We start from the raw sequence: 24,502 nt of genomic DNA on the forward strand, positions 1-24,502 counted from the left end.
GGGAAACTGCCTGCGAGGGTAGAAAGCCGCCGCGCTCTAAGTAAGCATCTAGTCTTTGGACTAGGTGCTTTTTTGTTACGCAATCGTGTGGTGCGCGGCAAAGCTGTAACGAAGCGCTGTGAAGTATGAGTAAATTATTGAACTATATTTACCGTTTTGTAAAACGCTTGCATTTTGAATAGTGAACCTGCGATGATGAGGGTAAGCCAAAAGGAGGTGTGAGATATGACTGATAATTCTCGAGTTGACGGTGCTAAGGACCGCTTGGTGGGTAAGGCAAAAGAAGTTGAAGGAAAACTCACCGGTGACAAGGCACGCGAAACGCAGGGAAAGGCTGAAGGGCTACTTGGCAAGGCCAAGGAAAAAGCGGCGGATCTTAAAGACGATGCCGCAGCGCTCGCAGATGATTTGAAGGACAAATTGTAATCAGCCTGATTCAATCTTTAAGTTGCGGCAGGCCGCTTGGCGGCCTGTTTGCTGTGGTGGGGGGACACGCTAATGATTCGCGGTGGTTTTCGTTTAGATACATATTGGGTAAAGAAAGGTGCGCCGTTTGCGTTGATCATTCCTGGCGGTGGCTATTGGGGGTGGATGAACGTCACTGAAGGGCGGCCAATCGCACGCTTCCTGAATGCGCAGGGAATCAACGCGTATGTGCTTCGTTACCGCTTGCGTAGTCGTGGCCGCGCCCCATGGCCAGTGGCGGACGTACAAAAGGCTGTGCGTCTGATTATGCGCCGTGACACTAAGCACGTAGATACCCGCAATTGGAGCATCTGGGGCGCGTCAGCGGGTGGCCACCTTGCGTGTGAGTATTGCAACACTGCACGTGCACACGGGCTGCCACTACCGAAGGCGCTCGCGTTGTTGTACCCAGTGGTGACGATGGGTGCGGCGACGAATCGCTATACGCGCTGGGGCCTTATGGGCATGCTGGCGGCAAAGCCAACTATCCGCGCACATTCGGCAGAACGGCACGTCACGGCTAATTTTCCGCCAACGTTCATTGCGGCGAGTCGCACAGATGGAATTGTCCCTTATCAGAACTCAGTGCTACTCGCCAAGGCCATCGCGGCTGCTGGTGGTCATGCGCAACTGCGCTTGTATCATCAGGGTCGCCATGGCGTGGGTTTTGGCTTACGTTCACCCATTGCCGGCTGGGCGGATGCGGCCCTGCAGTACTGGCTGGCGCAAACACGGTGAGATGTGTGGATATACATTTTGTTTTACTTTGATATAATAAGTACATTGATTATTGGAGGTGGCAAAATGCCGCAGACCGTTACCGCAGAGAATCTGGATGAACTCACCAAGTCCGGCACCGTTGTCATGGACATCTGGGCACCTTGGTGTGGTCCCTGCAAAATTCTGAGTCCCATGCTCGCTGATTTGGAGCAAGAGCTCCCGGGCCTAACCGTCATTAAACAGAACGTTGATGACGACAAGAGCATTGCCGACCGTTTCAAAGTGCAATCCGTGCCAACCATGGTCATTTTTCAAAATGGCAAGGCGGTGGAGAAGGTGACGGGCGTTTACCCGAAGCCAAAGCTCCGGCGCTATTTGGAAAAGGTGCTCGCACGAGTTGCAGATTAGCATAGTAGGCAAAACACCAGCTGCTGCGGCAGCTGGTGTTTTGTTGTTCCTAGTAAAGTTTCCGTTTCACTTGCGGCGCGCGGAGGGTAAGATAGAGCTTAGGTAAAATTTTGCGAAATAATGGGGGTGTTGAGCGTGGCAGATGAGATGCAGACGACTGTAGAAGTGGATAAGAACGAGCTCTTGGATACTTGCCTGCTGGCGGGGCGCATCATGATTGAGGGCGGCAGTGAAATGTACCGGGTGGAGGACACGATGAAGCGGATCGCGGCCAATGCCGGCGTGACGGACGCCATTATCTTCACCACGCCGACCGGGATTTTTTGCAGCATTCGCAATGAACCGTACACCCAGTTGCGCCAGATTCAGACGCGTGATATTGACATGGAAAAGGTCACGCGCGTCAACACGCTCTCGCGGCGCTTTGCGACCGGCGACATTGATTTGCCCCACTTGCATGATGCGCTCGCCAATCTCGACGGGAATGTGCCTTACTTCCCCATGTGGATGCAGATCTGCGGTGCGGCGGTCGTGTCCGCGCTGCTGATGGTGGTTTTCACCCAGCACTATGACTGGTTCGATATTCCACTGGCCGGCATTACGGGTGCTGTCGGTTTTGTCGTGGCGGGCTACATTCATAATCTGACCAAAATTAAGTTTGTCAGCGAGTTAACTGCGTCGTTCGCACTCGCCTTGTGCGCGCTGATTGGGGTGAAGCTGGGCATTGGCCGCAACCTCGACAACATTTTGATTGGGGCCGTCATGCCGCTGGTGCCGGGGGTGGCGATTACCAATTCCATCCGCGACCTCCTGGCGGGGCACTTGCTGACGGGGATTGCGCGCGGGATGGAGGCCATTCTGACCGCTAGTGCCATCGGTTTCGGCATTGCTGTCGTCATTTCGTTCGCCTAAGGGGGGATTGCGATGAATCTTGTCCTACAGATTATCATTCAACTGATTTTTAGTTACCTCAGCACCGTGGCTTTTGCCATCTGCATTAACGTTCCCCGCCGCGGCCTGGGTTATGCGGGTCTGGCCGGGATGATTGGTTGGATCACCTACTGGGCGCTCTGGCGTCTGGGCGTGTCGGTGATGCTCGCGAACCTTGCGGGCGCCTTTCTGATCGGGATTGCGGGCATGTTGTTCGCCCGCTGGCAAAAGATGCCGGTGATTATCTTCAACATTCCCGGCCTGGTGCCGCTGGTGCCTGGGGGCACCGCCTATGAAGCCGTGCGCGCTTTTGCCAGCAATCAGCAAAGTCTGGCAATTGAACTACTCGTGCGCGTCATCATGGTGGCGGGCGCCATTGCCGTCGGCTTCATGCTCGCGCAACTGCTGTCAGAATTAACGCGGCCCCGGTTTGGCTCGTGGGTGCACTTGAATTCGAAAAAGCCGTGAGCGGAATATAATTGAAAAACGTAACTAAAGCTGTTGATTATTATATGTATATGTAAAAGCCACCGGATTTCAATTATCCGGTGGCTTTTATTGTGCTGATTTAAGCGAGGTGGAGCTGCTGACAAACACGAAGCAGAATTTCACGCGCAATCTCGTCTTTGCTGGCCATTGCTAGTTGTTCAGGCTCGGCATCGCGTTTGAGGAGCGTGACGCGGTTGGCGTCACTGTTGAAGCCAATAGCCGTGTCACTCACGTCATTGGCCACAATCATGTCCGCCCCCTTGGCGACCAGCTTCTTCTGCACGTTTTGCAGCAGGTCGTTGGTCTCGGCCGCAAAACCAAGCAGGAACTGATCCGCACGCTTCTGCTTGCCTAGGCCAGCCAGAATATCGGGTGTGCGCACCAAGTGCAGGTCAAGTGTGCTTGTGTCATCTTGCTTCTTGATTTTGTGATCAACGATGGCTTCTGGCCGGAAATCGGCAACGGCCGCCGCCATGAGGGTAATGTCGCTAGCGCCAAAATACGTGTTCACGGCCGTTTCCATTTCGGCCGCGGACACCACGGGCACAAGGTCAACATTGTGCGGCGTCGTGAGGCTTGCGCTACTGATGAGCGTGACCTCAGCGCCGAGGTCACGGGCCGCGCGGGCGAGCGCGTAACCCATTTTGCCGGAGGACTTGTTGCCAACGTAGCGCACGGGGTCGATGGCTTCGCGCGTGCCGCCCGCCGTGACCAGCACCTGTTTGCCGCGCAAGGGCTGTGGGGTGTGGTCCTGCAGGTAGGCTTCCAGTGCCGCCACGATGGTTGCTGGTTCGGCCAGGCGACCACTGCCGCTGTAGCCTTCAGCTAAGAAACCTTCAGCGGGGTCAATGACGAGCACGCCGTCTGCGCGTAGTTGCTGCACGTTGCGCTGGGTCGCGGGGTTAGCCCACATGTTCTTGTTCATGGCCGGGGCCACGAACTTCGGCGCGGCCGTTGCAATCAGCGTGCTGCTGGCCGCATCGTCGGCCAGCCCCTGCGCCATTTTGGCCAAAATATTGGCGGTCGCCGGTGCCACCAGGGCAATGTCGGTCCAGTCGGCGACGGTGATGTGCTTGATGGGGTCGCCTTCCGTTGCCGTGAATAGGTCGGTCAGTACCGGCCGCTTACTTAGCGTCTGGAAGGTCAGCGGCGTCACAAAGTCAGTGGCGGCGGCCGTCATGACCACCTGCACTTGGGCACCAGCCTTGATTAACAGGCGCGTGAGCAGGGCGGACTTGTAAGCGGCAATGCTACCGGTGACGTAGAGGGTGACGTGTTTGTCCTTAAGCATGCCCATTAGTTACTACTCATCAGGAAGTCGAGGATGTTCATGCCGGTGCTGGTCTGCATTTTGTACAGTTCGGTGTAGCCACAGTTATCGCAACTGATGGTCATGAACTTCTTGTTCTGCACGTCCATCAGCTTGGCGAAGGTGCCGCCGGTTGCCTGCAATTGATCACGGCTGTAAGAATGCCCGCCGCACTTAACGCAAGTGTAAAGTTGTTTTTCCATGATAACTCCTCCTTTTATTCGCGCCATTTCGTTGATGCCATTATAATGCAGTCCCGCCTGTGGTGACTAGCCACCTAAACAAAAGTTATTGTGAAACTTAGGTTTTGCGTTAGTTGAAACTGTTAGCTATTGCCAAAAACTGAAAGTTTAGTTTAGGAAATCTGCGCTCCTTTTAGAGGTACGTGGTTCCATAATAGACAGTGGGGGAACGTTAGTGGAGCGCCAGTGGAAGAGGTGCAATGATGCTGAAGAAGAAGCTATTTAAGACAGTATTAGCGATGGCGACGATGGTGCTAATTGCACCGTCTCAGTTTGCGTTGGCCGCAACGCCACAGACGCTGGACGATTTCTTTGGGTACAAATGGGACGGGACTAACGATAAGGGAGCTGCCAATGATTATCCGCAGCCACCTGATATTGACGGCGCACCCGGATTTGTGCCGTTTAATGATGTGTTTTCACCAGTTACGGCGCTCGCGAGTGGTGATACATCGACAGTTCCCGGTAGCAGTGTGTTAACAAATACCAGTAACGCTGACATTGGGGTTGAGGTTACTAGTAACAAAAATGAGGCCCAACAGGGTTCCATTTGGAACACTACAGGAAACGAACTTGATCTAACAAAGGACTTTCATGCCCAAATGCAGTTATATTTTGGCGTGAACGATGATAGTGCCGACGGACTCGCATTCGTTATGGCCGGAAGTCGGCCAAGTACCCTTCTAAATGGTGGTGGTGGTGGCCGACTTGGTATCTGGGGTGATTTGTCTAAGAGCATGAAGACATACACAACAGATGCATACAAAACAGCTCTCCAAAAGAGTTTCGCAATTGTGTTTGATACTTACTCGAATGTTGGGACTTATGACGGCGGCACTTTTGGGGATGCATACTATGATACCGGTGCGTTCCAGTCTGTTTTTCCACCGACGAATAATGTTGCTTATCCGTCTCGTGGCGGTTACTTGAGTGGCGCAAAAAATTCTAGTGGTGCGTATAATCAGTACGTTGCTTACGGCTACCCAAGTCAGCCAAATCAATATGCGTGGGTAAATGTTTTCCCAAGTGCTACAGGTTATGCTGCTGGTATGGGTACGATTGCTTTCTCAGGGCCAACTCAAAAATATGCGCGATCGGGATATTCAAGCGATTGGAATGGTACCAATATCAATGGGATGGGTGCAGCACAACTGGTTCCTCGTGGAAAGATGACCGACGATACTTGGCATTTGCTCACGCTTGACTACAAGACAGACGGCGCTGGTGGCGGGACGTTGACTTACACAACTGACCTAAACGATACAACCGGTAGTGCGGTATCAAAGAGCATTACTTGGACCGCGGCAGATATTCAAAAGTACTTCGGTACAAATAAGGTTGCCTGGGGTTTCACCGGTGCAACTGGTCAGCGGCACGAAAATGGTGTCGTTGTATTTCAGTCTATCCCCGGCATCCTCGACAACAGTATTGATACCAAGCTAATGGCTGAAGATGATAGCACTGACGTGACTAAAACGTACTTGGGCCGTCAGTACCAGCAACAATATACCGTTAGCTATAACGGCTCAAACAGTAAACAGAACTGGCCAGCCAGCGATTCAAATCATCTGGCTGCTGACCTACAGACCGGCTCGCATTATGGTTTTGTTGTTAATAGTGATGGCAAAGTGCCAGTTAAAATCACCGACAAAGATGGCAAGACAACGACTGTTGATGCTGATCCCGTTTCCACAGAATCAGCTACCGTGAGTGGCACCAATGTCACCATTGCGCGTGATATTCGTATCAGCGATATTGGTAGTCTGAAGAAGATGGATGGTGCGCAGACGCTTAAAATTCTGGCACCAGTGGAAGCAACTTCGGTTGGTGACGCAGAGACGGTTAATTCCGGTACCGTCGGTGGTGACAACGGGATTGTGACCGGCAAGGTTGAACTGCCAGGGCCACAGATTCCGCCACTCAGTTTTGACGCGGCACCAGATTTTGACTTCGGGACTGTTGGTGTTGCTGACATGATTGCAGGCCTGAAGAGTAAGCCTGGCACGGTGGCCAATGGCAGTAAGTTCCAGATCACATTGCCTGGTGACACGAATGAAACCGTTCAAGCCGAAATGAGTTCCTTCGGTTTGAACGGCGCGGGCGGTAACGTCTCCATCGGCTTCAAGCTTGGAGACAGCACGACACCGGTGACTATCACCGATAATGGCGCTGCAACTAACGTCTTTACTGGCAAAACGCTCAGTAACCAGAACATTTCCGATCCCACCATCACCACGGCACCGAGCCGCGATGCGAAGTTGGGCGACTACAAGAGCCAGATTACCTGGACAATTGTCGACGCGGCAACGAACTAGTTGTCAGCGGTAATTAAATAGCCTACACGGTGTTTTTGCAAAATACCGTGTAGGCTATTTATTTTAGCTTATTGCAGGTAATCAAGCGTTGCGACGCCGGCTGCCTCAGCTGCTACTAAGAGTGCGGATTCAGCCATCATGAACTCCGGACTGTGGTGGGGATGTGCTTTGCCATCGCCAATATCGCAGCCAACGTAGAAGAAGGTCGCGGGGATGGCTTGCGCGAAGTAGGCGAAGTCCTCGGACGGATCTTGCGGGCCGCAATCGTTAATACTGGTGACCACGTCCAGCTTGGCATTACGAATGCTGTCGATGACTTGGGTTGTGAGCTGCGGATCGTTGACCAGGACGGGGTAGTTATCGTCGTAATCGAGCTGGGCTTGCACGCCGAACATGACTTCAACGCCGTGCACCAGCTGCTCAATCTGCGTGCGCACGGTTTTGCGAGTGCTCTCCTTCATGACGCGGACATCACCTTTCAGGGTAACGGCCTGCTTGATGGCGTTGAAGGAGCCGACGCCGTCGAAAGAGCCGATGGTGACGCTGGCGGTATCGAAGGGGTCGATGCGCCGGGATACCACCGTCTGCAAGGCGGTGACGAAGTAGCTTCCTGCAACAATCGCGTCATTGGCAAGGTGCGGCATCGATGCGTGTCCGCCCTGACCCGTAAAAGTCAGGGTAAAATTCGCACGGCCAGTCTGGGTTTCGTTCAGGTGGTAATTCACACTGCCGGCGGGCATGCTGGACATGACGTGAACACCGATGATGTTGTCGACGTTATCGAGCACGCCGGCGGCGATCATGCCTTTTGCGCCGCCGGGGGAGACTTCCTCAGCGGGCTGGTGAATGATGCGCACGCGACCCTTCAGAGAGGTGCGGATGCTGTTGAGTTCACGCGCCAGAATCATCAGGTAGGCGGTGTGGCCATCGTGACCACACGCGTGCATGACGCCTGCATTTTGCGAACGGAAGGAGAGGTTGTTGTCTTCCTGGACAGCGAGTGCATCGAAGTCGGCGCGCAGGGCCAAAGTGCGGCCGGGCTTGCCGGAGTCGATGTTGATGGCGAAACCGTAGCCATCGCCATAAGGCACGGGGGTCATGCCGTTTTGGACGTAAAAGTCCTTGATGTAGGCGGCGGTCGCTTCTTCGTGGAAGGACACCTCAGGGTGTTCGTGCAGGTAACGCCGAATGGCAATCATCTCGGGCTCTGCGGCCTTGAGCTTGCGGATAAGTTCTGATTGAACTGACATGGAATCATCCTTTCTGTGGGGTGGGAGTTATGTACCAACTCAAGTGTAGGCCTTTTTGGCGCACAAAAGGATGACAAAATCCAAAAGGCCCCGCCCGGCGAAGTTACCAAGCGGGGCAGGAAGTGTGAATACGCAGTTAGCCTTTATTTTTGGCAAAAGGTGGCGCGAGGAGCAACTGCTTTTGTGTTTGGCGCGCCGTAGTTACTGCGCAGTCGCGCAAAAAAGGGCAGAAGATTGCGGCTTCGAAGTGATAATTTGGATCGACGCCGGCCGGCCCTCCGGTGTCCATTGCACTAACACCGCTAAAGCGATGAGTGCAAATGGCTTCTGACCAATCTGAGTTACGGTGAGAATCCGGCCTGCAAACGCGCACCACAATGCAACTTCCTGTGCTTAGCACAAATAAGTCCGAATTCCCAAGACCAGGGAATTCGGACTTATTTACGCTAATGCTCGGAAGCTGAACGCATTGTGGTTCGCTCTCTACTCAAACACCGGCAGCGCGTGCACGAACTCCGCGCCGTCAAAGTCACTCACATCGGCTTCAATTTGTGCTAAGCGTGCGTCGCTGATGGCCTTGGTCAGGATGTAAGTCACCCCGTCCTTGGTGATTGGCTTCGTGTAGGTGGTGCCGATGCGTTCGCGCAACGCGGCGGCAAGTGTGTCTGGACGCTTGACGGCAATCAGGCGCGCACAGATACGCGCATCTGCCTTAGCCACCTGGGTGGGCTCATCCAGGCTGGTAAAAGGCGCTGGTTCGCGCTGGTCCTGAATGGCACTGCCAATGGTAACCAGATCAGCGATGACCGAGTTGGCGGTTGGCAGCGACCCGGCACCAGGCCCCGTCATCATGATTTCCTTGGTGTTCAGGGAATCCACGAGCACCGCGTTATTTTCGTAAATGACGGCACTCAGCGCGTGGGTGCTGGCCACGAGGGCTGGACTGACGCGCAAGTCGAGCACGCCATCGTGCAGTGCGGCAACGGCCAGCGGCTTAATCACGTAACCGAGCGTGCGGGCAACGGCGAAGTCACCGCTGGTAACGCCGGCGATGCCTTGACGGTTAATGTCGGCCAGTTTTGGCGTCATACCAAATGCGAAACGGCTGAGGATGAGCAACTTGAACGCTGCGTCGAAACCTTCGACATCATTAGTGGGGTTGCTTTCGGCAAATCCCAGCTCCTGGGCGGCGGCCAGTGCCTGCTGGTAAGTGCGACCCTCGCGCACCATCTGCGTGAGGATGTAGTTGCTGGTACCGTTGACGATGCCGGCCACCCGCGTAATTTTGTCCCCCGCATAACTCTGCGCGAGCGTGTGCAGGATGGGGATGGCGCCGGTGACCGCGGCTTCGTAGTAGAGGCCGACGTGTTGCTTACGCGCCAGCGCCGCCAGCTCGGGGCCGTACTCACTGAGCAGGTCCTTGTTGGCGGAGACGACGTGCTTGCCGTGTTTGAGCGCGCTGAGCAGCAGCGGGTAGGTGTCGCGGACGCCGCCCATGACCTCGACGACAATGTCGATGTCCGGGTCGGCGACGATACTGGCGGCGTCAGTTGTTAGCGCGATGTCGGGGTAATTCTCCTGGCGCTGCGGGTAGAGGTTGCGCACTGCCGCACGGGTAATGTGCAGGTCCAGTGCGGCCAGTTGTGGGCGAGCGCGGCGCAAAATGCTGACAACGCCGCTGCCGACGGTGCCTAGACCCAGCAATCCGATGTTAATTTTTGCCATGCGGCCCCCCTACTTGATTTTGGCGAAGGCCTGCTTGAGGTCCGCAATCAGGTCGTCAGGATCTTCAATGCCGACGGAGAAGCGCAGGAGGCCAGGCGTGATGCCGCTGGCGGCGCGTTCTTCCTCGTTCAATTCGGCGTGGCTCATCTTTGGCGGGTAGGAGAGGATGGTTTCCACGCCGCCTAGAGACACGGAGAATTCGGGAATCTGGGTGTTTTCCGCCACGATTTTGGCGTTGGCTTCGCTGCCGACGTCAAAACTCAATACGGCGCCACCATTCTTAGCTTGGCGCAACTGAATGTCGTGGCCGGAGTTGCTGGGCAAGCCTGGGTAGCACACGCGGGTGACTTGTGGCTGCTGTTCGAGCCATTCGGCAATCTTTTGCGCGGAGCTACTGGATTGCTGCATGCGAATGCCCAGAGTCTTCATGCCCCGCAGCAGTAGCCAGCAATCCGTCACACCGAGGGTCGCCCCCACGGCATTTTGGACAAAATAAATACGGTCAGCTAGTGCCTTGTCCTTGGTGATGGCGGCGCCCGCAACGATGTCAGAGTGACCGGACAGGAACTTGGTAGCGGAGTGGACGACGATGTCGACGCCCAGTTCTAGTGGCTTTTGCAGCACGGGGGACATGAAGGTGTTGTCGGCAATCGTTAGCAGATTCTTTTCCTTAGCGATGGCAACGATGGCGGGGATGTCGGTGACGGCCAGAATTGGATTGGAAGGCGTCTCGATGTAAATGGCCTTGGTGTTGGGCTGGATGGCCGCGCGGACGGCGTCTAGGTCGGCGAGATCCACGAAGGTGTGGTCGATGCCAAAGCGGTTCAAGACCTCTTCCAGAATACGGAAGGTGCCGCCGTAGACGTACTTAGACACGATGAGGTGATCGCCCTGGCTGAAGGTGAGCAGCACGGAGGAAATAGCCGCCATCCCGGTGCTGTAGAGGAAGCCATACTTGGCACCTTCCAGTGCGGCAACGGCATCCTCGGCAACCTTGCGTGTTGGGTTACCACTGCGGGAGTAGTCGAATTCACCGAAGTGGTCGAAATCGGTCTGGTTAAAAGTCGAAGAGAGCTGAATCGGGGTGTTCACGGCGCCGCTTTCCTTGTCGGCGACGGTAGTCTTCTTAATAATGGTTGTCCAATCGTGCATGAGTTAATCCTCCTTGGTTTGGCTGGCAGCAACGGCGTTTTTAATATCTTCCCAGAGGTCGTCCTTATCTTCAAGGCCAACAGAGAACCGGATGAGCTGCGGCGTGATGCCGAGCGCGAGCCGGTCGCCGACGGGCATGTCGTGGTGCGTCTGCACGTAAGGAACGGTAATCAGGCTTTCGACCCCGCCCAGACTCTCGGCAAAAGAGCAGACCTTGAGGGCGCGCAGGAACGTGTCGACGTCGCAATTATCTGCCAGGTAGAAACTAATCATCCCGCCGACGCCGGCGTAGAGCACCTTGTCGATGCCCGCGAGTGTTGGCAACTGCTGAGCGAGGAAACGCGCGTTGGCGGTGTGTGCCGCCATGCGGACGCTGAGTGTTTTGAGCGAGCGAATGAGCAGCCAAGAGGTGAAGGGGTCAAGCGTCTGGCCGGTTGTGGTCAGTTCTTCCTGCAATAAGTCAGCGAGTTTAGCGTCCTTAACGATGACCGCACCGCCGAGGATGTCGTTGTGGCCGCCCAGGTACTTGGTAACGGAGTGGACAACAACGTTGGCACCCAGTTCCAGTGGGTTCTGGTAGATTGGCGTGAGGAAGGTGTTGTCGACAATAATCAAAATGTCGGGTCGCACCGCGTGCACCGCCGCACTCACACCTTCAATATCAATCACCTTCATCGTCGGGTTTGAAGGTGATTCGATCCAGATGAGCTTGGTTGCGGGTTTCAGCAAGAGCAGCAAGTCGTCGACATTAATGCCGTTCCACTTGTCGTAGTTGATGTTGTACTTGGCCTGGCGCTCGTCGAAGTAGCGGAAGGAGCCGCCGTAGAGGTCGTCGCTACAGACGAAATGGTCACCGGATTGGGTGAGCGCGCTGAACACGAGGTCAATGGCCGCCATGCCGGAGCTAGTCGCGAAGGCGTCGGTGCCGTGTTCGATGGTGGCGAGCTGCTTTTCCAGGAGGCTGCGGGTCGGCTCTTCCAGCCGCGAGTAGTCATAGCCGGTGGACTGGCCGAGACCGGGGTGCCGGAACGCGGTGGAGAAGTAGAGCGGCGCGACCACGGCGCCAGTGTTGGCGTCGTCGGTGCCGTTAGTGCCTTGAACAAGTTGCGTGCTGATTTTAGTCATGTTTTTATGCCTCCTGAATGGCTTTAGTAGGTTGCTGCGTCGGAATGGCGTTCAGCCAGTCGCGATAGAAGCTGGCGGCGTCATGTTGCCAGTTGGCCCGAATTCGCATGTCACGGTCAAAATAATGCTGCGGGGTGGCAGCGTCCGCGCCATTTTGCCGGCGGTCGCGGTGATATTCTGCGGCGAGCGTGCCGGGCAGGTATTCGAAGTGGCCACTGACGTAGGTTGAGTGCGTGACCGGATTGCTGATGATGCAGGCGCCGAGCGCGTCGTCACCGGCTAGGACGCTGCCGGAGGTGACGTTCGCAGCGGGGATGCGGAAGTAGCGCGACTGGGGCATCAGGTACTGTCCGCAGCGGTATACACCGCAAATCTTGCGGTCGAGGCGTTCGCCTTCAAACGTGCCGTCGATGTGCCCCGCGGCCAGGGCGCCCCAGCAGAGAAACAGGCTGCCGTGTACGTGGCCGTGGCGCCACTGCAAGATGGTTTGCAACTCGTCCCAGTAGTCAACGTCCGCAAACTGCTTCTGGTCCAGCGGCGCGCCGGTGACGATGAGGGCATCGAACTGCTCACGCTCAACATCACGGAAGCTGCGGTATGCACGTCGCAACGCCGTCTCGTTGCGGCGAATATGGTGCGTTGCCGGCAAGATGAAGGTGAGATTGACGTCAACGCCGGCGCGGGCAAAAGTGCGGGCGAATTGCTGCTCAGTGACGGCCCGGTTGGGCATCAGGTTCAAAATGAGAATGTTGCGCGCTTGCGGGTTCGGCTGTGGCGCCGCATCCCGCGTTAAACCACTGAGAATACACACTGCAGACATATCGTAATTCCTCCTGTTCCAGTCGAGCGCGCGACATAGAAGTTTCCGTTCAAAATTCGTAAATGCTCAACTTCTAAGCGGGTCGCTTCGCTCTGTACACAAAAAACCCGCAACCCCAAAATGGGATTGCGGGACGATGATCGTGTTACCACCCGTGTTTTGCAACGCGTCACCGCGCTACACTTACTCAGTACGGAGGTTTCCAGAATGTGAAGACCTCGATACTGCTGCGCGTTAACGGGCGACACCCGCCTGTAGTTAACGATTGCTCGCTACAGGAAGTACTCGGAGACCATCTTCACACCCGCTACGCTACCGGCTTGCACCAAACCCGGCTCTCTTTGAGCATAACTAAGATGTTACTTATCTCGTCATCGTGACTAAATGTTGATGCTTATGTTAGACCTAAGTAGCTTATCAGTCAAGTGCCATATTGGTCTAATTTTTGTCACAGTTGTGTTCTGGTTTTGAAGCCGGTAGCGAACCGAATTGGCTCCGTGGCGGAAGATTCCGCAGCGGGGACCGCTCGAGCCTAAAGTCTCTCACTGGTAGAGTTGCCGCAAGCCCGGCGTCAACTCTACGCTCCCGAGAGGATTGTGTGCAGCCGCGAGAAACCACCGCGTCTCCAAACAATCCTCTTTTCGCTGCTGCATCTTCCACCACTTCGCCGATTCAGTTCGCTACCTCAGCGAGTGCGGTGAACAGGAAGCAAATTTGAGCACTGTGGTGATTGGTATATGTCATGATTGCCGTCATTTAGTTGATGAGTAGTGAAAACCACTGTGGGACTGGGTGGAAATGACGGAGGGGTAAGCGAGAAGAAAAAGAGCCGTGCACACATGGCGTGGGTTTGGTCAGGTGTGCACGGTTCTTTTTCGTAGGAGTGCGTATTTTGCCGCTGGGTTTACGGCAAAATCGCTAGCGGAAGACGGCAAGACCGGCTGTAGCGATCCCGCTTGCCCCACTTGCAATTGCGTAGTCGTCCCCGCCCAGTTCCGGTGTAGCAGATTAACATCAGTACGCTTTACGACAACGCTGCCTGTGGTAGCTTCTCACAGGAACTAAGTTGGTAAATGACGCGGACGGCCTCGTCGGCACGCTTACTGTCGACGCCAATCATCGTGCTGATTTGCGAGGCACCCTGGTTGATCATTGTCGGTGCGATGCCAATTTTTGCTAATTGGTCTAGCACCTGAGCAATCAGATTTTCGCGGGCGTAAAGGCCTTCGCCCACAACCATGATGATGGCGAAATCGTCGAACCACTCCATTTTGTCAGGGTTGATGGCTTCGCGGATGTCGTCAGTCAACGCACTCATCTGGGTCGCGTTCAGCTGACTTTTGTCGAAAATAATGGTCAAGTCGTCAATCCCACTGGGCATGTGTTCGTAGCTGACCTTGTACTTGTAGAGCACCTGCAGAATTTTGAGAGTCAGTCCGACTTCCTTGTTTAGCAGGTAGCGGTGCAGGTAGAGGGCCGTAAAGCCGTTGCTGGCGGCCACGCCCGTAATTAGGTGGTGGTGGCGGACGTCCTTAGTCGGCGCAATCATCGTGCCGGGGGCATCAGGGTCGTTGGTGTTCTTGACGTTGACACGAATACCGGCGGTGATGACCGGAATGATGGCCTCATCGTTGAAAACGGAGAAGCCGGCGTAAGACAGTTCGCGCATCTCACGGTAGGTCAACGTGTTGATGGCGCGCGGGTGGTCGACAATCTCCGGGTTGACCGCGTAAATGGCGGAGACGTCGGTGAAGTTTTCGTAGAGGTCGACGTCAAAACCGCGGGCGAGAATGGAGCCGGTGATGTCGCTACCGCCGCGGGCAAAAGTGGCGTAGTTGCCATCCTTGTCGTAGGCAAAGAAGCCCGGTACGATGATGATTTCGCCTTCTTCCAGGCGGTAGTGGGCGATGGTTGCATAGCTGCCTTCGAGCAAGTTCGCGCTGCGCGGTGCACCATCGACGACCATCCCCAAGTCTTTGGGATCCACGAAGCGCGCCCGGTAGCCCAAGTGGCTCATGACCCGTGCAATCAGGCGGGCGTTCATATTTTCGCCCTGTGCCATGAAGGCGGCGTAGAGGTGTTCGGTGCTCGGGTACTGCCGCGCTTCCAGTGCCTCAAGGTGGGCGCGAAGTTTGGCAATGATGTCGCTGCCGCCCATGCTGAAGTAATCGGCGATGTCGCGGTAGCGGGCTAGAATTTCGTCGCGGATGGCGCTGGTGTCGCTGCCGGCTTGCACCGCAGCGGCCAATTGGAGGAGCAAATCCGTCACCTTAATGTCACCCTTGCGGCGTTTACCGGGTGCAGAAACTACCACAATGCGCCGCGCCGGATCGGCGACGATAATGTTGATTGCCTTTTGTACCTGAGTGCCGCTGGCGAGCGATGAGCCGCCGAATTTAATGACCTTCATGATCGTCCTGCTTTCCAAAATTAGATTTGTCACATAGTTAAGCCTTTAAAATTAAAATTGTCAACTCTTGACAGTTTGATTATTGAGACGTATTCTAATGCCAATATCAAAAAAGATAGAGGTTGCGGCCGACAAGAGTAACACAGCTGAATTCCGTCGGGGAATTGTGAGGCAGTGCGAAAGGGGAGACCGCCGAAAGTCCGGGTGATGACAAACTCGAACTTGGGCCAGCGTTGAACAGATGCTGGACTGTCGCCGCATATGCGGCGGAGCGCTATCGCATCTCGTGGACGTGAGTTCGATTATTGGCATACAGTCAACTTCGGCTCCCCGCACCGTGCGAAAGTGCATGGTGCGGGGGGCCTTTTTGCATCTTCGGCAACGAGCGCGTGACGCGGTACTTAACCCGGACGCGCAGCACCATGGACATTGAAACACAGCACATAACCGCCCACGTCCGCAGCCTACAATTGGAGGTTTTCACATGACACCAGCACCCATCGCAATTCACCGCCCGACCCGCTTGCTCATCTCGCAAGCGGCGCTCGCCCACAACCTAGAAGAAACGCGTAAAGCGTCTCACTGCCACTTCATGTTTCTGGCAGTGAAGGCCAACGCGTACGGCTTCGGCCTAACCGAAGTGGGTCGAGGCGCCCTGAACGGTGGCGCTGACGGGTTGGCCGTTGCGGTCATTGATGAAGCCATTGCGCTGCGGCAGGCAGGCATCACCGCCCCCATTTTGATCATGTCATTGGTGCAACCCGAGTACGCGCAGTTGTGTATCGATAACGATTGCATCGCGACCGTTGCGAGCCTCGATTGGCTGCAGCGGGCGCTCCCTTACCTCAAGGGCAATCAGCCGTTGCGCGTTTCCGTTGCCGTGGATACCGGCATGGGCCGCATCGGCTACCGTGACCGCAGCGAGATTGACGCCAGCCTCGCCTTCATGAAAGCACACGCCACCGCGTTCACTTACTACGGCCTCATGACCCACTTCTCCCAATCCGATTCGGAGAAGGTGGCCTACTTCCACAAGCAGTTGGCGCGCTGGCACGAATTGACTGACACGCTCGAAAAGCCAGCGATGGTGCACGTCGCTAACTCTGGTGCTGCCATGTATCATGCCGATGAAATTCCCACCGATGTTATTCGCGCTGGGACCGTGGCTTATGGCATTGAGCCATCGCTAGGCGAATTGCGGCCGGCGAACTACCTGCAGCAGATTGAACGCCTGGAAACGGAGCTCATCTTCGTCAAGCAGATGCACGCCGGCGACGGCATCTCCTACGCGCACATCTATGAGGCAAAAGAGGGCGAATGGATTGGCACGATTCCGCTGGGCTATGGCGATGGCTTAACCCGCCGCCTGACCGGCTTTAAGGTACTCATCAACGGACAGGAATGCCAGATTGTTGGCAAATTGGCAATGGACGCGATGATGATTCGTTTGCCAGGACCGCTGCCATTGGGCACGAAGGTCACGGTGCTCGGACGCGACGGTGACAAGCAGATCACGCTGGACGACTGGGCCGATTACGTCGGGACGGCGCCATGGGAATTGTCGATTAACTTTACGGAACGCTTGGCAAGAGAACTCGTTCCAAATTTTAAGGCTGCGGACGTGGGCGGTTAGCCAGTCGCACTTGTCGCTTTAGCGACTAGTAAGACGGACATCGGAGAGGCCCGGTCATGTAAGGTGGTCTGAAGCTAAATCCCGAACTTAGGATTTAACTTTAGGCTGCCTTACATGTTGAGGGCCTGCCCACGGGAGCGCGACTCAGCAGTAGGCACGCACACAACATTCAATCAGGGTTTTACAGGAGGCAAAATGATGCAGGCATACACAACGAACGCCGCGGGCGAACTCACTATTGGCGGCGTGGCGGCAAGCACGCTCGCCAGCCAGTACGGCACACCACTTTACGTATACGACGTCAGCGTCATCCGCGACGCGATTCGGGCGTACAAGGCGGCTTTTGCCACCCAGCCAATTGACTACAGCATCAGTTACGCAGCCAAGGCGTTCGCCAGCGTCGCGATGTTCCAAGTCGCCGCCAGTGAGGGTGCGCACCTGGACGTTGTGTCCGGCGGGGAAATCACCACCGCACTCAAGGCGCGTTTCAACATGCAAAATGTCTCTTTTAATGGGAACAACAAGACAGACGCCGAACTGGAATTGGCCCTCGATAGTGGCCTGGGCACCGTCATCGTCGACAACGATTACGAGCTCGACCGCCTCAGCAACTTGGCCGTTCAGCGCGGCCAGCAGCAGGACATTTTGCTGCGGGTCACCCCAGGGGTTTCGGCGCACACGCACGAATACATCATGACTGGGCAGGTTGATTCCAAGTTTGGTTATGATGTCGAAAGCGGTCAGGCCGTGGCGGCCATTGCTAAGGCGCAGGCACTGCCCGGCGTTAACTTACGCGGCTTGCATGCCCACATTGGCAGCCAGATTTTTGAAACCAGCGGCTTCGTGGCCGAAGCGCAAAAGTTAGTGGCCGTTTCCGCTGACAGTAACTTCCAGCCCGACATCATTGACCTGGGCGGTGGCTTTGGCATTCGCTACACGGATGACGATCAACCATTGCCCGCCACCGCCTTTATCGACGCGTTGACGCCGGCACTGCAGGCAGCGTGCGCTGAGCGCGGACTGACTGTACCCACTATTTGGATTGAACCAGGACGCTCAGTTGTCGGCGCTGCGGGCTACACGCTCTACACTGCTGGCAGCCGCAAGGTGGTGCCGGGCGTGCGCACTTACCAGACCGTTGATGGCGGCATGGGCGATAACATTCGGCCCGCTCTTTACCAAGCCAAGTACGATGTGCTTTTGGCCAAGCAACCAGCCGCTGCTCCGGAAGAAACGCTGACCATCGCGGGCAAGTGCTGTGAGTCCGGTGACATTCTGGCTACGGACGTACAGTTGCCACGAGTGCAGGCGGGGGATGTCCTGGCAGTCCTTTCAACGGGTGCTTACGGTTACTCAATGGCCTCGCTTTACAACCGTAATCCGCGGCCGGCCGTGGTGTTCGCCGAGAACGGTAAGAGTCAGACAGTCATTCGCCGCGAAACTTGGGCGGATTTGATCGACCACGATGAAGAGTATGCCGGGCTGTGACAAGAGCCTAATGTGTCTACACAAAGTAAACACGTTTTACGTCAGTGAAAAATGGAACTTAAGCAGATTGTAAAGGAAAAATCGACTTTTCTTCCTATCTTCATCGCGACCACGCCGCACCCGCTTGCTAAGTTAAGACTAAAGACAAACCCAAGGAGAAAAACATGACCCAGACTTTTGACGCTGAAAAGATTATTGCTTACATCGCGAACGCTCCCAAGAGCACGCCCGTTCACCTGACTATCGCCGGTGACATGGCGGCACTGACCGCCGTGCCTGAAGGGGTGCAGGCCTTCATCGATACCAAGACCGCCCAGCTATACGGCGATAACGACGTACTGGCACCATGGCTAGCAGCCAATAGTGCGGCTATCACTGCGCAGCGCGCCGAAGTCAGTGCCCGTAACTCGGGTGTGCCAATGCTGGACATTAGTAAGTTCAACGCCCGCATTGAACCGGGTGCCATCATTCGTGAACACGTCGCAATTGGCGATAAGGCGGTCATCATGATGGGTGCCGTCATCAACATCGGCGCCGTAATTGGCGATGAAAGCATGATTGACATGGGCGCTATCCTGGGTGGCCGCGCTACCGTCGGCAAACACTGCCATATTGGTGCCGGCACCGTGCTTGCTGGGGTCGTGGAGCCCGCCTCCGCAACACCAGTGATTATCGAAGACAACGTGTTGATTGGTGCGAATGCCGTGGTGCTCGAAGGGGTCCGCGTTGGCGCTGGGGCGGTTGTGGCCGCTGGTGCTGTGGTGACCAAGGACGTGGCGCCCGGCGAAGTGGTTGCCGGTGTGCCCGCCAAGGTGATTAAGCGCGTGGACGCCAAGACCGAGTCCAAGACCGGCCTGATTGAGGATTTGCGGAACATCTAAGTGGAGGCGCGACATGACTGAAGATTTAACGGCAGCCCAGCTCAGCAGTATTCGCCGCGACTTGCACCGCATCCCCGAACTGGCACTCCACGAGACCCGCACCCAGGCCTACCTGCTCCAGCTGATCAAAAGTTGGCAGACGGACTACTGCGAAATCAAACTCGTTCCGGAAGTGCCTACTGCAATTCTGGTGCGTCTTGCCGGAACGGAAGGCAAGCGCACCATTGGTTACCGCACCGACATCGATGCCCTGCCGGTGACCGAGGAAACCGGGCTAGATTTTGCCAGCACGATTCCTGGCCAAATGCACGCCTGCGGGCACGACGTCCACATGACCGTCGCGCTCGGAATTCTGCAGCACTTCCTGCACGAGCAACCGCGCGCGAACCTGATTTTCTTCTTCCAACCGGCTGAGGAGAATGACTTCGGCGGCAAGCGCGTGTATGACGCTGGCGCCTTCAGTGGCAAGTGGCGGCCCGATGAATTCTTCGGTATGCACGATAACCCGGCACTGCCAGCGGGGCAAATTGCCTGCCGCATGGGCACGCTTTTTGCCGGCACGACCGAGATTCACCTGACCTTCACGGGTGTTTCCGGCCACGCGGCTTTTCCGCAAAAGGCGACTGACGCTTTGGTTGCGGCCAGCGCCTTCGTGATGCAGGTGCAGACGGTGGTGTCGCGCAACGTGGATCCAGTCCGCGGCGGCGTGGTCACCATTGGCCAGCTGCATGCCGGCACCATCGGCAACGTGATTGCCGGTAGTGCCCATCTGGATGGGACTATCCGCGCTTTTCGTCAGGAGGACATTCTGATGATGCAAAAGCGCGTACGCCAGATTGCGGACGGGGTTGCCGCCACGTACGGCGTCACCGCGGATTTGCAGCTGATTCAGGGCGGCTACATGCCGGTCGAGAACGCGCCGGAACAGACCGCGGACCTCATCGACTTCATGAGTCATGATACGCAGATAGATTACGCCGAAGTGCCACCGGCAATGACCGGCGAGGATTTTGGTTTCCTGTTGCAGCAGTTTCCGGGTGCGATGGTGTGGCTGGGCGTCGGTGATCCGGCGCACCCACTGCACAGTAGCAAAATGAGTCCGGACGAGGCGGCACTTGCACCTGGTGTTTACGCGCTGAGTCGCTTTTTGGAACACCGCATGCAGAAGTAAAGAATAAGGAGGAGTCCAAATGTACGAGAATGTTGAACTAATGACGGCGATTATCACGCCTTTCAACGCGGCGGGGGATGTTGATTACCCAGCGCTGGATAAACTGGTGACGCGCCTGCTCGCTGAAGGCACGCAGGGCTTCATCGTTGCCGGCACCACCGGCGAATCACCAACGCTGACCAATGCGGAAAAGGTCGCCCTGTTCCAGTATTTTGCCACCCACACTCGCGATAAGGCACTGGTGATTGCCAATGTTGGCAGTAACAACACCGCCGAATCCGTGGCGCTCGCCAAGGCGGCCAGCGCAATTAACGGCGTCGACGGCTTGCTGGCGGTGACGCCTTACTACAACAAGCCGAGCCAGGCGGGGATGATTGCCCACTTCACGGCCATCGCCGACGCTAGTGCCGTGCCCGTCATGCTCTACAACATTCCCGGCCGGACGGTGGTGCGCCTGACGAACGAATCGGTGCTGAAGCTCGCACAGCACCCGAACATTAACGCAGTCAAGCAGTGCACCAGTAATGAAGACATTGCCTACCTGACCGCCTACAAGCCGGATGACTTCACGGTCTTCACCGGTGAGGACACTGAGATGCTCGGCGCCGTGCGCGCCGGGGCGGCGGGGGTCATCTCCGTGGCCAGCCACTTCTTTGGTAAGCAGATGCTGCAATGCTTAGCTGCTGAAAAGGCGGGTGACACCGCTCGCGCGGATGAATTGATGTCCTGGCTGACGCCCAAGATGAACGCTTTGTTCGCTTGCCCATCGCCAGCGCCAACGAAGATGTTCCTGGCCCAGCGCGGCGAAACCCGTGCGGATGTGCGCTTACCGCTGATTGAACTGAATGCGGACGAGCAAGCAGAGATTTTGCAAATTTTGGAGGCTGAATAATGACGACAACGGTATTACTGGCGGGGGCGTTTGGCAAAATGGGCAAGCGCATCACGCAGATGATCAACGACAGCAGTGACCTGGAAATCGTGGCTGCATTTAGCCCCCTCGGCGCCGAAAAAGCACCATTTCCCGTGTTCACCAGTTACGATGCCATCGACGTGCATGCCGACGTGTGGATGGACATGACCACTCCCGACGGTGCGCGCGCTAACGGGGAGTTCGCCCTAGCCAACGGCTTTGACACTGTAATTGGCACGAGTGGTTTGAGCAAGGCGGACACGCAGCGCTTGGGTCAGTTGGCCAGCGCCAACGGCCGGCACCTGCTGGTCGTGCCGAACTTCTCCATCTCCGCGGTCCTGCTCATGCAGTTTGCCGCCAAGGCGGCAGCCTACTTCCCGGATGCTGAGGTGCTGGAATACCACCATCAAGACAAAATCGACGCGCCCAGCGGCACCGCCCGTGCAACCGCGCAGATTATCTCTGCAGCGCGTCAGGCTCAGCCGCTGACACCCAAGTCTGATGCCGCTGCTCGCGGCGACCGTATTGATGACGTTCAGGTGCACGCGGTGCGTCTGCCCGGCTTTAACGCCAGCGAAGAAGTGATCTTCGGTGCTCCCGGTGAAGCGCTGACGATTCGTCAGGATTCGTTTGACCGCTCGTCCTTCATGGCTGGCATCCACCTTGCCATTGCGAGTGTGAACGGCCTGCAAGATGCGCTCACCATCGGCTTGGACACGCTGCTATAGAAAGGAATGCGCTGATGCCAGAATTGAAGCAAGGACTTAAGCTCGGCAACCACCTGCTGCAAAAGGTCGCCCCCTCCGCTATCCGCGCGGTCGACCAGCAGATTTCACCAATTCCGGGCATCATCAAACTGACCCTGGGAGAACCAGATTTTGCAGTTCCCGAGCACGTGAAGCAGGCGACGGTCGCGGCTATTGAAGCCGACTATTCGCACTATGCCCCCTCAATGGGTTATCCCGAGTTGCGCCAAGCCGTCGCGGATTACTTGGGGCGGCGCTGGCACGCAGACTACGCGCCGGAAGAAATTATCGTGACGACCGGCGCCACTGAAGCAATTGCGGCCACCTTGCACGCGTTGTTTAACCCCGGCGACACGCTCATCGTGCCCACCCCAACCTTCCCGCTGTACGCGGCGATTGGCCGGGAGTGCGGCCTGAATGTCGTCGAGGTCAGCACCGCGCCGGCCTTCATCATGACACCGGAACTACTGGCCGACACCTTGGCCGCGCATCCTGACGCTAAGGCGATGGTAGTCAACTACCCCGGTAATCCCACGGGTGTGACTTACACGCAGGCGCAGATCCGCGCATTGGCGGCGGCGGTGGCGCAGACGAATTTGCTGCTACTGTCCGACGAGATTTACGCGGAACTCACCTACAACGAAGAACACTTGAGCCTCGGTCAGCTTTTGCCCGCACAGACGGTGCTGATTAGCGGCTTGAGCAAGTCGCACGCGATGACTGGCTACCGGGTCGGTTACGTGGCAGGTCCCGCGGCCCTCACAGCGCAGATTGGCAAAATGCACCAGTACATGGTGACGACGGTGGCCAGTCCGATGCAGATGGCGGCCCTGGCCGCATTGCGTGACGGTGGCGCTGATCCGCTACCGATGCGCGCCACTTATAAGCAGCGCCGCGACCTGGTCGTGGCGGGGCTGTCCGCCGCAGGCTTTACAGTGGCAACTCCGGGCGGGGCGTTCTACGTTTTCGCCAAAATGCCGGCGCGCTTTGGGGATGACGACGTGGCGTTTAACCTGCGTCTGGCCAATGAAGCCAAGGTCGGACTGGTACCGGGTTCCGTGTTTGGTCCCGGCGGCCGCGGCTACTTGCGCTTGTCTTACGCAGCGGCGACCGACCGTTTGACAGAAGCACTCCGGCGCATTCAGGCCTTTTGCCAGGCGAACTAGAGGAAGAGGAAAGAGGAAGAATAATGAGTGATAGAAAGTACACAGTCGCAATTCTTGGTGCCACCGGTGCGGTGGGCACGCGCATGATCGAGCAGCTCGAGCAGAGCACGATTCCGGTGGGCGAGATTCACCTGCTGGCATCGAAGCGTTCCGCCGGCAAAACCTTGCAGTTCAAGGGGCAGGACGTGGTCATCGAAGAGGCCGTGCCCGATTCCTTTAACGGCGTTGACTTGGTGCTGGCCTCCGCTGGCGGTGGCGTTTCCGGCCGTCTTTTGCCTGAAGCCGTCAAGCGCGGGGCTGTGTGCGTCGACAACACTTCCTTATTCCGGATGAACGACAACGTGCCGCTGGTTGTACCTGAGGTGAACCCGGATGCCATGGCCCAGCATCACGGCATCATCGCCAACCCGAACTGCTCCACGATTCAGATGGTGGTGGCGCTCGAACCAATCCGTAAGCAGTATGGCCTCAAGCAGGTGATTGTCTCCACTTACCAGGCGGCCGGCGGTGCGGGCCAGTCCGCGATTAACGAGCTGTACACTGAAGCCCAGGCGAAGCTGGATGGCAAGCCTATGCAGGCGGAAATCTTGCCGGTAAAGGGTGACAAGAAGCACTACCCACTGGCCTTCAACCTCTTGCCGCAAATCGATGTCTTCGAAGAAGCGGATTACACTCACGAAGAGTGGAAGATGATTCGCGAAACCAAGAAGATCATGCTCGGCGACAAGTTTGCTAAGGACATTAAGGTCACCGCGACCTGCGTGCGTGTGCCCGTGCCGATTGGTCACGGTGAGACCGTCTACTTCGAAACGGCGCAGGAACCAACCCCGGCCGAATTGAAGCAATTGTTGGCTACCGCCCCTGGTGTTGTTGTAGAAGACGACCCAGCCACGCAGCTTTACCCGCAGCCAATCAACGCTGAAGGCAAGCGCGAGACTTTTGTTGGCCGCATCCGGGCCGATGTCGAAAACCCAGGTAGCTACCACATGTGGGTTGTCGCCGACAATCTGCTGAAGGGTGCTGCGTGGAATGCCGTCCAGATTGCTGAGGAACTGGTCAAACGCGACCTGATCCACGTGCCCGCCGGTAGTGCCGAACTGTTCGCTGACGCGCAGGCCTAATGCAAAATGTAGTAAATTCACTT

At 56.5% G+C, this 24,502-nt stretch carries 22 protein-coding genes, 1 riboswitch and 1 other annotated feature; of the genes, 14 read left to right on the forward strand and 8 right to left on the reverse strand.

The features are described from left to right. The first annotated feature begins 225 nt into the window (after positions 1–225). From EKM97_RS09155 to EKM97_RS09175, 5 genes are all read left to right on the forward strand, one after another. Positions 226–426 carry a CsbD family protein gene (locus tag EKM97_RS09155; RefSeq protein WP_125572103.1) on the forward strand — a complete coding sequence of 67 codons (201 nt, stop codon included), beginning with the start codon at positions 226–228 and terminating at the stop codon, positions 424–426. Positions 427–498: 72 nt separating this feature from the next. Further along, positions 499–1,203, forward strand: coding sequence for an alpha/beta hydrolase (locus EKM97_RS09160; RefSeq protein ID WP_125572104.1), 705 nt, complete (start codon positions 499–501; stop codon positions 1,201–1,203). Positions 1,204–1,269: 66 nt separating this feature from the next. Then, on the forward strand, positions 1,270–1,593 hold the full coding sequence (gene trxA, locus EKM97_RS09165; protein ID WP_125572105.1) for a thioredoxin: 324 nt from the start codon (positions 1,270–1,272) through the stop codon (positions 1,591–1,593). 147 nt (positions 1,594–1,740) lie between these two features. After that, positions 1,741–2,505: a threonine/serine exporter family protein gene (locus EKM97_RS09170; protein ID WP_125572127.1), complete on the forward strand. Its 765-nt coding sequence runs from the start codon at positions 1,741–1,743 to the stop codon at positions 2,503–2,505. 12 nt (positions 2,506–2,517) lie between these two features. After that, positions 2,518–2,991, forward strand: a complete 474-nt coding sequence (locus EKM97_RS09175; protein WP_125572106.1) for a threonine/serine exporter family protein — start codon at positions 2,518–2,520, stop codon at positions 2,989–2,991. A 100-nt stretch (positions 2,992–3,091) separates the two neighbouring features. Here the strand turns inward: EKM97_RS09175 and coaBC are convergent, their stop codons facing one another. Then, positions 3,092–4,309 carry a bifunctional phosphopantothenoylcysteine decarboxylase/phosphopantothenate--cysteine ligase CoaBC gene (coaBC, locus tag EKM97_RS09180; RefSeq protein ID WP_318530782.1) on the reverse strand — a complete coding sequence of 406 codons (1,218 nt, stop codon included), beginning with the start codon at positions 4,307–4,309 and terminating at the stop codon, positions 3,092–3,094. Then, on the reverse strand, positions 4,309–4,524 hold the full coding sequence (locus EKM97_RS09185; protein ID WP_125572107.1) for a zinc ribbon domain-containing protein: 216 nt from the start codon (positions 4,522–4,524) through the stop codon (positions 4,309–4,311). Before EKM97_RS09185 ends, coaBC begins: the two co-directional genes overlap by 1 nt. A gap of 239 nt (positions 4,525–4,763) precedes the next feature. Between EKM97_RS09185 and EKM97_RS09190 the strand changes: the two genes are divergently transcribed. Next, positions 4,764–6,878, forward strand: coding sequence for an L-type lectin family protein (locus EKM97_RS09190; protein ID WP_125572108.1), 2,115 nt, complete (start codon positions 4,764–4,766; stop codon positions 6,876–6,878). 68 nt (positions 6,879–6,946) lie between these two features. On the opposite strand, the gene EKM97_RS09195 is transcribed toward EKM97_RS09190, so the two are convergent. The 6 genes from EKM97_RS09195 to EKM97_RS09220 form a co-directional block, all read right to left on the reverse strand. Further along, the gene (locus EKM97_RS09195) at positions 6,947–8,128 is read right to left on the reverse strand and encodes an amidohydrolase (RefSeq protein ID WP_125572109.1); all 1,182 of its coding nucleotides are present in this window, start codon (positions 8,126–8,128) and stop codon (positions 6,947–6,949) included. 483 nt (positions 8,129–8,611) lie between these two features. Further along, positions 8,612–9,853, reverse strand: coding sequence for a homoserine dehydrogenase (locus EKM97_RS09200; RefSeq protein WP_125572110.1), 1,242 nt, complete (start codon positions 9,851–9,853; stop codon positions 8,612–8,614). A gap of 9 nt (positions 9,854–9,862) precedes the next feature. Beyond that, complete coding sequence (locus tag EKM97_RS09205; RefSeq protein ID WP_125572111.1) at positions 9,863–11,005, reverse strand: trans-sulfuration enzyme family protein; 1,143 nt, start codon at positions 11,003–11,005, stop codon at positions 9,863–9,865. Positions 11,006–11,008: 3 nt separating this feature from the next. Then, entirely contained in the window at positions 11,009–12,130 is a 1,122-nt protein-coding gene (locus EKM97_RS09210; RefSeq protein WP_125572112.1) for a trans-sulfuration enzyme family protein, read from the reverse strand. 4 nt (positions 12,131–12,134) lie between these two features. Beyond that, positions 12,135–12,950, reverse strand: a complete 816-nt coding sequence (locus tag EKM97_RS09215; protein ID WP_125572113.1) for a homoserine O-acetyltransferase/O-succinyltransferase family protein — start codon at positions 12,948–12,950, stop codon at positions 12,135–12,137. Between the two features lie 126 nt (positions 12,951–13,076). After that, positions 13,077–13,334, reverse strand: a binding site (T-box leader). 640 nt (positions 13,335–13,974) lie between these two features. Then, positions 13,975–15,360: an aspartate kinase gene (locus EKM97_RS09220; RefSeq protein ID WP_125572114.1), complete on the reverse strand. Its 1,386-nt coding sequence runs from the start codon at positions 15,358–15,360 to the stop codon at positions 13,975–13,977. Positions 15,361–15,468: 108 nt separating this feature from the next. Continuing rightward, positions 15,469–15,645, forward strand: a riboswitch (Lysine riboswitch). Between the two features lie 199 nt (positions 15,646–15,844). On the opposite strand from EKM97_RS09220, the gene alr reads away from it, so the two are divergent. The 8 genes from alr (at position 15,845) to EKM97_RS09260 (ending at position 24,479) form a co-directional block, all read left to right on the forward strand. Next, on the forward strand, positions 15,845–16,993 hold the full coding sequence (gene alr / locus EKM97_RS09225; RefSeq protein WP_125572115.1) for an alanine racemase: 1,149 nt from the start codon (positions 15,845–15,847) through the stop codon (positions 16,991–16,993). A 195-nt stretch (positions 16,994–17,188) separates the two neighbouring features. Further along, positions 17,189–18,481 carry a diaminopimelate decarboxylase gene (gene lysA / locus EKM97_RS09230; protein ID WP_125572116.1) on the forward strand — a complete coding sequence of 431 codons (1,293 nt, stop codon included), beginning with the start codon at positions 17,189–17,191 and terminating at the stop codon, positions 18,479–18,481. 164 nt (positions 18,482–18,645) lie between these two features. Beyond that, entirely contained in the window at positions 18,646–19,362 is a 717-nt protein-coding gene (gene dapD / locus EKM97_RS09235; RefSeq protein WP_125572117.1) for a 2,3,4,5-tetrahydropyridine-2,6-dicarboxylate N-acetyltransferase, read from the forward strand. Between the two features lie 13 nt (positions 19,363–19,375). After that, positions 19,376–20,533, forward strand: a complete 1,158-nt coding sequence (locus EKM97_RS09240) for an N-acetyldiaminopimelate deacetylase (protein ID WP_125572118.1) — start codon at positions 19,376–19,378, stop codon at positions 20,531–20,533. Between the two features lie 19 nt (positions 20,534–20,552). Continuing rightward, a complete protein-coding gene (gene dapA, locus EKM97_RS09245; RefSeq protein ID WP_125572119.1) occupies positions 20,553–21,425 on the forward strand; it encodes a 4-hydroxy-tetrahydrodipicolinate synthase in 873 nt (290 codons plus the stop codon). Next, positions 21,425–22,174, forward strand: coding sequence for a 4-hydroxy-tetrahydrodipicolinate reductase (gene dapB / locus EKM97_RS09250; protein WP_125572120.1), 750 nt, complete (start codon positions 21,425–21,427; stop codon positions 22,172–22,174). Before dapA ends, dapB begins: the two co-directional genes overlap by 1 nt. 14 nt (positions 22,175–22,188) lie before the next feature. After that, complete coding sequence (locus EKM97_RS09255) at positions 22,189–23,358, forward strand: aminotransferase class I/II-fold pyridoxal phosphate-dependent enzyme (protein WP_125572121.1); 1,170 nt, start codon at positions 22,189–22,191, stop codon at positions 23,356–23,358. Between the two features lie 23 nt (positions 23,359–23,381). Beyond that, on the forward strand, positions 23,382–24,479 hold the full coding sequence (locus EKM97_RS09260; RefSeq protein ID WP_125572122.1) for an aspartate-semialdehyde dehydrogenase: 1,098 nt from the start codon (positions 23,382–23,384) through the stop codon (positions 24,477–24,479). Positions 24,480–24,502 lie beyond the last annotated feature (23 nt).

It is taken from the genome of Lacticaseibacillus songhuajiangensis (assembly GCF_003946025.1).
In the GTDB taxonomy this organism is placed as follows: domain Bacteria; phylum Bacillota; class Bacilli; order Lactobacillales; family Lactobacillaceae; genus Lacticaseibacillus; species Lacticaseibacillus songhuajiangensis.

Bases quoted from the DNA above. Each gene is read 5' to 3' on its own strand.
- EKM97_RS09155 (WP_125572103.1), top strand. From the start codon at position 226: ATGACTGATAATTCTCGAGTTGACGGTGCTAAGGACCGCTTGGTGGGT.
- EKM97_RS09160 (WP_125572104.1), top strand. From the start codon at position 499: ATGATTCGCGGTGGTTTTCGTTTAGATACATATTGGGTAAAGAAAGGT.
- trxA (WP_125572105.1), top strand. From the start codon at position 1,270: ATGCCGCAGACCGTTACCGCAGAGAATCTGGATGAACTCACCAAGTCC.
- EKM97_RS09170 (WP_125572127.1), top strand. From the start codon at position 1,741: ATGCAGACGACTGTAGAAGTGGATAAGAACGAGCTCTTGGATACTTGC.
- EKM97_RS09175 (WP_125572106.1), top strand. From the start codon at position 2,518: ATGAATCTTGTCCTACAGATTATCATTCAACTGATTTTTAGTTACCTC.
- coaBC (WP_318530782.1), bottom strand. From the start codon at position 4,309: ATGGGCATGCTTAAGGACAAACACGTCACCCTCTACGTCACCGGTAGC.
- EKM97_RS09185 (WP_125572107.1), bottom strand. From the start codon at position 4,524: ATGGAAAAACAACTTTACACTTGCGTTAAGTGCGGCGGGCATTCTTAC.
- EKM97_RS09190 (WP_125572108.1), top strand. From the start codon at position 4,764: ATGATGCTGAAGAAGAAGCTATTTAAGACAGTATTAGCGATGGCGACG.
- EKM97_RS09195 (WP_125572109.1), bottom strand. From the start codon at position 8,128: ATGTCAGTTCAATCAGAACTTATCCGCAAGCTCAAGGCCGCAGAGCCC.
- EKM97_RS09200 (WP_125572110.1), bottom strand. From the start codon at position 9,853: ATGGCAAAAATTAACATCGGATTGCTGGGTCTAGGCACCGTCGGCAGC.
- EKM97_RS09205 (WP_125572111.1), bottom strand. From the start codon at position 11,005: ATGCACGATTGGACAACCATTATTAAGAAGACTACCGTCGCCGACAAG.
- EKM97_RS09210 (WP_125572112.1), bottom strand. From the start codon at position 12,130: ATGACTAAAATCAGCACGCAACTTGTTCAAGGCACTAACGGCACCGAC.
- EKM97_RS09215 (WP_125572113.1), bottom strand. From the start codon at position 12,950: ATGTCTGCAGTGTGTATTCTCAGTGGTTTAACGCGGGATGCGGCGCCA.
- EKM97_RS09220 (WP_125572114.1), bottom strand. From the start codon at position 15,360: ATGAAGGTCATTAAATTCGGCGGCTCATCGCTCGCCAGCGGCACTCAG.
- alr (WP_125572115.1), top strand. From the start codon at position 15,845: ATGACACCAGCACCCATCGCAATTCACCGCCCGACCCGCTTGCTCATC.
- lysA (WP_125572116.1), top strand. From the start codon at position 17,189: ATGATGCAGGCATACACAACGAACGCCGCGGGCGAACTCACTATTGGC.
- dapD (WP_125572117.1), top strand. From the start codon at position 18,646: ATGACCCAGACTTTTGACGCTGAAAAGATTATTGCTTACATCGCGAAC.
- EKM97_RS09240 (WP_125572118.1), top strand. From the start codon at position 19,376: ATGACTGAAGATTTAACGGCAGCCCAGCTCAGCAGTATTCGCCGCGAC.
- dapA (WP_125572119.1), top strand. From the start codon at position 20,553: ATGTACGAGAATGTTGAACTAATGACGGCGATTATCACGCCTTTCAAC.
- dapB (WP_125572120.1), top strand. From the start codon at position 21,425: ATGACGACAACGGTATTACTGGCGGGGGCGTTTGGCAAAATGGGCAAG.
- EKM97_RS09255 (WP_125572121.1), top strand. From the start codon at position 22,189: ATGCCAGAATTGAAGCAAGGACTTAAGCTCGGCAACCACCTGCTGCAA.
- EKM97_RS09260 (WP_125572122.1), top strand. From the start codon at position 23,382: ATGAGTGATAGAAAGTACACAGTCGCAATTCTTGGTGCCACCGGTGCG.